Annotated in this window: 6 protein-coding genes; 2 read left to right on the top strand and 4 right to left on the bottom strand. The window is 34.4% G+C overall.

What is annotated here, in order from left to right; genetic code table 11:
- The 3 genes from FWJ34_RS06930 to FWJ34_RS06920 form a co-directional block, all read right to left on the bottom strand.
- Positions 1 to 1,903, bottom strand: a 1,903-nt coding sequence (locus FWJ34_RS06930; RefSeq protein ID WP_308254598.1) for a polysaccharide biosynthesis tyrosine autokinase, incomplete at its 3' end; no start/stop codon positions are given.
- A gap of 27 nt (positions 1,904 to 1,930) precedes the next feature.
- Positions 1,931 to 3,496, bottom strand: a complete 1,566-nt coding sequence (locus tag FWJ34_RS06925; RefSeq protein ID WP_308254597.1) for a polysaccharide biosynthesis/export family protein — start codon at positions 3,494 to 3,496, stop codon at positions 1,931 to 1,933.
- Positions 3,497 to 3,611: 115 nt separating this feature from the next.
- A complete protein-coding gene (locus FWJ34_RS06920) occupies positions 3,612 to 4,676 on the bottom strand; it encodes a D-alanine--D-alanine ligase family protein (protein ID WP_308254596.1) in 1,065 nt (354 codons plus the stop codon).
- A gap of 300 nt (positions 4,677 to 4,976) precedes the next feature.
- Between FWJ34_RS06920 and FWJ34_RS06915 the strand changes: the two genes are divergently transcribed.
- Positions 4,977 to 5,534, top strand: a complete 558-nt coding sequence (locus FWJ34_RS06915) for an NUDIX hydrolase (RefSeq protein WP_308254595.1) — start codon at positions 4,977 to 4,979, stop codon at positions 5,532 to 5,534.
- On the opposite strand, the gene ureG is transcribed toward FWJ34_RS06915, so the two are convergent.
- On the bottom strand, positions 5,515 to 6,111 hold the full coding sequence (ureG, locus tag FWJ34_RS06910) for an urease accessory protein UreG (RefSeq protein ID WP_308254594.1): 597 nt from the start codon (positions 6,109 to 6,111) through the stop codon (positions 5,515 to 5,517). The two genes, FWJ34_RS06915 and ureG, sit on opposite strands and share 20 nt — an antisense overlap.
- Before the next feature lie 292 nt (positions 6,112 to 6,403).
- Between ureG and ilvD the strand changes: the two genes are divergently transcribed.
- On the top strand, positions 6,404 to 8,092 hold the full coding sequence (ilvD, locus tag FWJ34_RS06905; protein WP_308254593.1) for a dihydroxy-acid dehydratase: 1,689 nt from the start codon (positions 6,404 to 6,406) through the stop codon (positions 8,090 to 8,092).
- Positions 8,093 to 8,110: the final 18 nt, after the last annotated feature.

Raw genomic sequence — 8,110 nt, 5'->3', positions numbered from 1 at the left:
GTGGTGCGTCAATGATAATTAAATCATACTTACTTTTCATTTCTTCTATTAAATGTAGCATTTGTGATGAACCTATCAACACCACTGAATTTGATTGACTTTTACCTGCTAGTAAAATATCTAAATTTGGCATTACCGAAGTAATCGTTAATTCAGATAACTTACTTTTTGTTTGTAATAAATCACATAAATTCGAGGTTGTCTCAATGTAATTCCAAATTTTATTTTGCGCTGGTTTTCTTAAGTTTGCTTCAATTAATAATACTTTGACATCCAATTCCGAAAGGGCGATCGCCGTATTAGCTGCTATAATAGATTTTCCCTCTTCGGCAACGGCACTAGAAATAGTAATCACTTGTAAGGGTTGTTCCTCTGTCTTCATCAATTTAATCTTTGCACAAAGCGCTCGAAAATTCTCAGTAATGGCGGAAGATGGATTATCTCTAGTAGGAAGATTAGTAGAAATTTGATCTTTTTTGTGACGATAAAAGTCAGGAATTTTTCCCCATATAGGTTGTTTAAAATAATATTTTATTTCTTCACTATTTTTAATATTTATATCGAATTTATCTATAAAATAAGCTACTAAATAACCGGCTAAAATACCACCAGAAAAACCTTGGATTAAATAAAGAAATTTACTATCTATTGTTGGTTCTTTTGGTATCGATGCCAATTCCGTAGAACGAATATTCTCTTTGGTATTATTGATCGCTATTTGAGCATCTTGATAATTTTTAGTTAAGTTCTCTAATACATCATTTTTTGCTTTTAATTCTCTTTGTAGCTTTTGATATTCAACATCTAATTGTGGAAGAATCTCGACTCGTTTTTTATAAACTGCGATTAATTCTTTTAATGATTTTAATTGAGTTTCTAAACTTTCTATTTTTTTTTCTGTCGCATCATATTCTATTAAAAGATTACTTTGAGTTGTTCCGGGTTGATAAATACTGTTTAAATCTTTTGGTAAATTACCTTGTATATTTGTATTTTGAGCATAGTTTTTTAATTGTTCTTCTAAGGCAATTTTCTGTTGTTGTAAAGAAATTACTTGAGGATGTTGATCTCCAAAACGGAGTTTTTCTTGTTCTATTTTTGTTTGTATTTCTTGAATTTGTTGAATAATCGAATTAATCAGAGGAGATTCATTAACAAAACTAGAAGTGATAGCACTTTTTGAGTCAACCTGAAAAATTTGTTTGAGGGAATCTCGCCGAGATTTTTGAGAAACTAATTCAACTTCAAGATCAGCAATTTGGCGTTCCATTTGATTAATATTACTAATACTAGAAGTTGCTTCAGTACTAATATCTACAATATTATTTTTTTGTTTAAAATCTTTAAGTTTTTCTGCCGTTAATTCTAAAGATTTTTCAGTTTCAGGAATTTGTTTTTCCAAAAATTTAGTTAATTCCCTAGTTTGAGAAACTCTTTGATCTTTTTCTATTTCCAAATAATTTCTAATCCAAGCATTAACAATATCGGCTGCTTTTTTCGGATCTTCATCAGTAAAAGATAAATGAATTACATCACTATTGGGAGGATTAACTGCTACTAAATTTTCTACTAGTTTTTTATTATCTATTTCTAAGGGAAACGGTAAATCTAGTTTAACTTTTTCAGCAAAAGATTCTGATTTTATTAAAGCTAAATTATTATTTAATTGATTTTGATTTTGATTTTGATTTTGATTTTGATTTTGATTTTGTTCTGTTAAAGCAACTTCTTCTGGGATATTATCATTTTTTTGCTCAAAAATAATTGTCCCTGTGGCACGATAAAGAGGGATAGCTTTTTTTGATCTTTCATAACCTAAGAAGTAAAAGATTACTACAAATACCAAAGAAGCATAGAGCCATCTTTTTTGTGTTAGTTTAACATATATTAATAGCTCGTCCATAGTACTTATTAAGAATTAGACTTATTTTTAATTTGAGTTGTTGTTATTGTTGTCAAATAAATCCCAAGTTGTTTTAAACAGATTAACTGTCTCCAAAATTTGATTAAGAGGATTGACGGATGAGAATATCTTATCTGAAGCCACCGCTAAGGCTGAACGTTCTACAAATACAATATCATTATTAAGCAGAGGTGGGTTATTTTCTCCATTTAAAGGAGCCGAAAAATCCACTGGAATCAATTTCTCTGTTACTGTACCATTAGGATTAAGACGTACCAATTTAGCAACGTAATCGTTTGCTCGACGATTCTCAAAACCACCAGCTTGTAATATTGCTTGTTGTAAACTAACATTAGGGGATAATTCTTGTAACCCCGGAGTTTTAACTTCTCCTACCACACTTACATTGATACGGTTGGGAGAAAAACTAGCTATAGCTACCTTCCGCACTTCTTCATCATCTATAGCTTCCCCCGCCGGAATAAAAATACGATCGCCATTTTGGAGTAAAGCATCATCTCTAAATCTACCGGTTTGCAAAAATTCCCATAAATTGACTTTTAAAATTTGTTCTTGTCCTGATAATAAGGTACGACGAACTTCAATATTGCGAATATCAGCTTTTGCTGTTAATCCCCCGGCGGTTTTGATTGCCCTTGTAGCAGTGGGAATCCCCGCTAAACTCTGTTGATCTCGAATTACACTATTTGTTTGAAAGGTTAATCTATCATCTAAGTTATTTGATCTTACATCATCTCCGACTAAAGTATAAGGACCAGGACGATTTACTTCTCCGACTATACTCACGGTAATGGGAATACTTAAATTAGCAGAAAAATTAGCAGAAGCAACCCTTAATACTTCCACAGGATCTACTTCTTCTGCACTGGGAATGATAATGCGATCGCCATCTCGTAAAATAATGTTTTGAGATAAATCACCTTCTTGAAGAAAATTCCAAAAATTAACAGGAATAGTATATTCTTGACCTTTATAGCTGCGAATAACCCTAACTTGCCGAGTATCGGCTGAACCGTTAATACCATTAGCTAATTTTAAAGCGGTAATAAGACTAGGAAATTTTCTCCCTCTATCATTACCTGTACCCTCAAAAGGCACTGAATAAGAACCAGGAGTTCTAATGTCCCCTACAATCGCCACCATAACAGGACGAGGTGCGATTAAATTAACACTAATGATCGGATCTCGTAATAATCCTTTATTAACATAATAGTCACGAATTAAAGATTCTACTTCAACTAATGTCAATCCTGCTACAGAAATGCGATTAATTAAAGGTAAGTTAAGAGTACCATCCACTAAAACTTGATACTCTTTACTATATTCAGGGACATTAAAAATATCAAGGGCGATAACATCCCCCGCATCAAGGGTATAAGGGAATTCTTCTCGAAGATTAGTTTGTGGCGAAACAACATAATTATTCCTGTTATCAAAGTTATTAGGAGAAGATTGAGGGGGAGATAAAGGTTTTAATGGCTGTCTTTGACTCAACTCTTGGGCAAATGCCATGGGAGAAAAACTAATTAGAAAAAGAATAGATAATATTTTATCAAAAATAAATTTAAACATAATAAAATAGTTACAAAAATAGTTGTTAGCATTGTAGCTTAATTTTGAATAAGCCGGTAAGTAAAATTCACTAGGCTTTTTTGGGGGTAACAAGCAGGGCTGTTTCAAAGATTGATTATTCTCTATTGTTATCGTCATTTTCCATTGCTAAAGTCAATAATTGATCAACTAAATCAGGAAAATTTACTCCCGATGCTTCCCATAATTGAGGATACATACTTAAAGCAGTAAAACCGGGTAACGTATTAATTTCATTGATTAAAATTTCCTCTGTTTCAGGAATATAGAAAAAGTCAACCCTTGATAAACCTCTAGCATCAATAGCTTGAAAGGCTTGTATCGACATCTGCTGAATTTTATTAGCGATAGGTGTTGGAATATCTGCCGGAATGATCAAATTTGCTTTACCATCAGTATATTTAGTTTCATAATCATAGAAATCTGCATTATAGGTAATCTCACCAATAACAGAGGCTTTAGGGTGATCGTTACCTAACACTGCGCATTCTACTTCTCTAGCCTTAACTGCTGCTTCGATAATAACACGGCGATCAAGATTAGCCGCTTCATCTAAGGCTTTTTGTAATTCATTTCTTGTTCTTACTTTAGTAATGCCTACGGATGAGCCTAAATTGGCTGGTTTTACAAAACAAGGATAACCTAAAGTTTCCTCGATCTGATGGCATAATTTGGGAAAGCCACAAACACCACTTAAAATTTCGTCACGAGTAACAGCTAAATACTTGACTTGAGGTAAGCCAACTTGTGCAAAAGCATTTTTCATCGCAATTTTATCCATACCTACCGCCGAGCCAAGAACACCAGAACCGACAAAAGGAACTTGCATTAAAGTTAAGAATCCTTGTACTGTACCATCTTCACCGTTAGGCCCATGTAAAACAGGAAACCATACTTGAATATTATTACATTCATGGGGAAAATGCCATTGAGGGCTAGAATTTGTATTGTCATTGTCAGCGATACCACTGTTTAATACTTCTTTTGCCCTGTCGCCTCCTAACCAAACTCCTGACGGTTGAATATACATAGGAATAATCTCATATTTATCCTGATTTTTTCCTTGAGATAACCCTTTGGCGATCGCCTGTGCTGATTTGAGTGAAACTAGATGTTCTCCTGACTTGCCACCAAATAACAACCCAACGTTAACTTTACTCATAAAAATTAATGTTTTTTAATCAACATAAAAACTAAACATTAAATGTTACCTTATTTTGGCAATCCTATCATTAGACCTATTGGAAAATAAAATACTACATCAAATAAGCAGTTGGTTTTGCTTTGCCACCTTTGTAATTTAAAGATTTTACTTTCATGGTATAAAATAATATTTATGTATAGCATAAAGCTAAAACTAAATGATTGTACAATATGACTTTCATCATGTTTATTTTATAATTGAATATAGTTACCACTATACTTTATATAAATAAAAATATCTAAATTTATCTGTTAAATAATGCCAGAAAAACAAGAATTACCCGAAATATTAAGCCCTCGTTTATTTTTTCAAGGTAAAAAGTTTCAGTTTGAAGTAAACCAATTAAGATTGCCCAACGGCGCCCAAGGAGAATGGGAGTGTATCCGACATCCTGGGGGGGCGTTAGCAGTACCTATCACCAATGACGGTAAATTGGTTTTAGTGCGTCAATATCGTTTTGCCATAAAAAGTCGATTATTAGAGTTTCCTGCAGGTACAGTAGAAAAAGGAGAAAATCCAGAAACGACAATTAAGCGAGAAATTGAGGAAGAAACTGGTTATAGTGCTAAAAAATGGCGAAATTTGGGTAAATTTCCTCTCGCGCCCGGATATTCTGATGAATTTATTTATGCCTTTCTGGCACAAGAGTTAGAAAAACTTCCCCAACCTCCTCCCCAAGATGATGATGAAGATATTGAAGTTATATTAATTACTCCTGATGACTTTGAAAAATTAGTGATGACTGGTAATGAAATTGATGCCAAAACTATCACTAGCTATTTTTTAGCACGTCCTTTTATCTATAATGAAATTTAATAAAATCAATCACATAATCTAAACCTTCCCCAGTTTTAAGATTTGTCAAAACAAAAGGCTTATTATGGCGCATCTTTTGAGTATCTTTGATCATTACTTCTAAACTTGCCCCCACATAAGGTGCTAAATCAATTTTATTAATCACCAATAAATCAGATTTTGTAATACCGGGACCACCTTTTCTCGGTATTTTATCCCCTGCTGCTACATCAATGACATAAATAGTTAAATCAACCAATTCAGGGCTAAAAGTTGCTGCTAAATTATCTCCACCACTCTCCACAAAAACTAATTCTAAGTCGGTAAATAAAGATTCTAATTCTTCAATGGCTTCGATGTTAATAGAGGCATCTTCTCTGATAGCTGTATGAGGGCAACCTCCCGTTTCTACTCCTCTAATTCGATCAGCTGACAATGCTTGAGATTTAACTAAAAACTGTGCATCTTCTTGGGTATAAATATCGTTTGTCACTGCCCCTAAGGAATAATTTTCCCTCATGATTTTACATAAAGCGTCTAATAGTGCTGTCTTCCCTGATCCTACAGGTCCTGCTATACCAACTCGAAAACTACTCATGATAATTAATACTAAAAATTAGGAATTGCGAATGAGTAAAAGGTTTAAATCTCTTGTGAAAAATTAAAAATATCGTTTTTTCGTTAAATTATAGCAGTCCTAAATAGGTTGTGGTAAATTAAATAGTAGTTAATAACTCTCAAACTCAAGTTATTTCTAAATTCTAAATTCTTCGGGCAATAGGCAATGGGCAATGGGCAATAGGCAATGGGCAATAGGATTGCTATAGTTCTTCAGTTATTAAAATAACAGATTATGAGAAAATAAAAATAATATTAGTATTGTAAATAAGATGACAGAAAATTTAAAAAGTAAAGCTATTACTCAAGGAATACAACGATCACCTAATCGTGCTATGCTTAGAGCCGTAGGTTTTGGGGATAACGATTTTACCAAGCCTATTGTCGGCGTTGCCAATGGTTATAGTACGATAACTCCCTGTAATATGGGCTTAAATGAATTGGCTTTAAAAGCCGAAGCCAGTATAAAAAAAGCGGGAGGAATGCCTCAAATGTTCGGTACTATTACTATTAGTGATGGTATTTCTATGGGTACAGAAGGCATGAAATACTCTTTAGTTTCCAGAGATGTCATCGCTGATTCCATCGAGACCGCTTGTACTGGTCAAAGTATGGATGGTGTAATCGCTATTGGTGGTTGTGATAAAAATATGCCAGGGGCGATGATTGCTATTGCTCGAATGAATATACCCGGAATTTTCGTCTATGGTGGTACTATTAAACCAGGTCATCATAACGGTAAAGATTTAACCGTTGTTAGTTCTTTTGAAGCCGTTGGACAATATAGTGCTGGTAAAATTGACGAAACTGAATTAACTGCCATTGAGAAAAATGCTTGTAATGGGTCAGGATCATGTGGCGGAATGTTTACGGCTAATACTATGTCATCGGCATTTGAAGCTATGGGTATGAGTTTGCCTTATTCTTCGACTATGGCAGCAGAAGACGCAGAAAAAGTAGAAAGCACAGAAAAATCAGCCGATGTTTTAGTAGAAGCCATTCGTCAACAAATTTTACCTAGTCAAATCCTTACCCGTAAAGCCTTTGAAAATGCTATCTCTGTCATCATGGCTGTAGGAGGTTCTACTAATGCTGTATTGCATTTACTGGCGATCGCTAATACCATTGGAGTTGAATTAACCTTAGATGACTTTGAAAACATCCGTCAAAAAGTTCCCGTTATTTGTGACTTAAAACCATCAGGACGTTATGTTACTGTTGATTTACACAACGCTGGTGGAATACCTCAAGTTATGAAAATGTTGTTAGTTAACGGCTTATTACATGGTGATGCGTTAACCATTACGGGTAAAACTGTTGCAGAAGTTTTAGCAGAGATTCCCGAAAATCCTCCGACAAATCAAGATATAATTCGTCCATGGAATAATCCTCTATATAAAGAAGGACATTTAGCTATTCTAAAGGGTAATTTAGCTAGTGAAGGAGCAGTTGCCAAAATTAGTGGCGTTAAAAACCCAAAAATAACAGGCCCAGCAAGGGTTTTTGAATCAGAAGAAGAATGTTTAGCCGCCATTTTAGACGGTAAAATTCAAGCTGGAGATGTGGTAATTGTACGTTATGAAGGGCCTGTAGGTGGACCGGGTATGCGTGAAATGTTAGCCCCCACTTCCGCTATCATTGGTGCTGGTTTAGGGGATAAAGTAGGTTTAATTACCGATGGACGTTTTTCCGGTGGAACTTATGGTTTAGTAGTAGGCCATGTTGCACCAGAAGCGGCAGTTGGTGGTAATATTGCTTTAGTTAAAGAAGGGGATAGTATAACCATTGATGCCCATGAAAAACTATTACAAATCAACATTTCAGAGGTAGAATTAGCCCAACGTCGAAGCCAATGGCAACCTCCTCAACCTCGTTACCGTCGGGGAGTTTTAGGTAAATATGCAAAATTAGTATCTTCTAGTAGTTTAGGTGCAGTCACAGATTTAAACTTATTTAACTAGAGGTTGCGTCAAAAACTG

Origin of the sequence: Geminocystis sp. GBBB08 (assembly GCF_016743215.1) — a bacterium.
Classification (GTDB): domain Bacteria; phylum Cyanobacteriota; class Cyanobacteriia; order Cyanobacteriales; family Cyanobacteriaceae; genus Geminocystis.
This window is presented reverse-complemented; position numbering and strand designations above follow the sequence as displayed.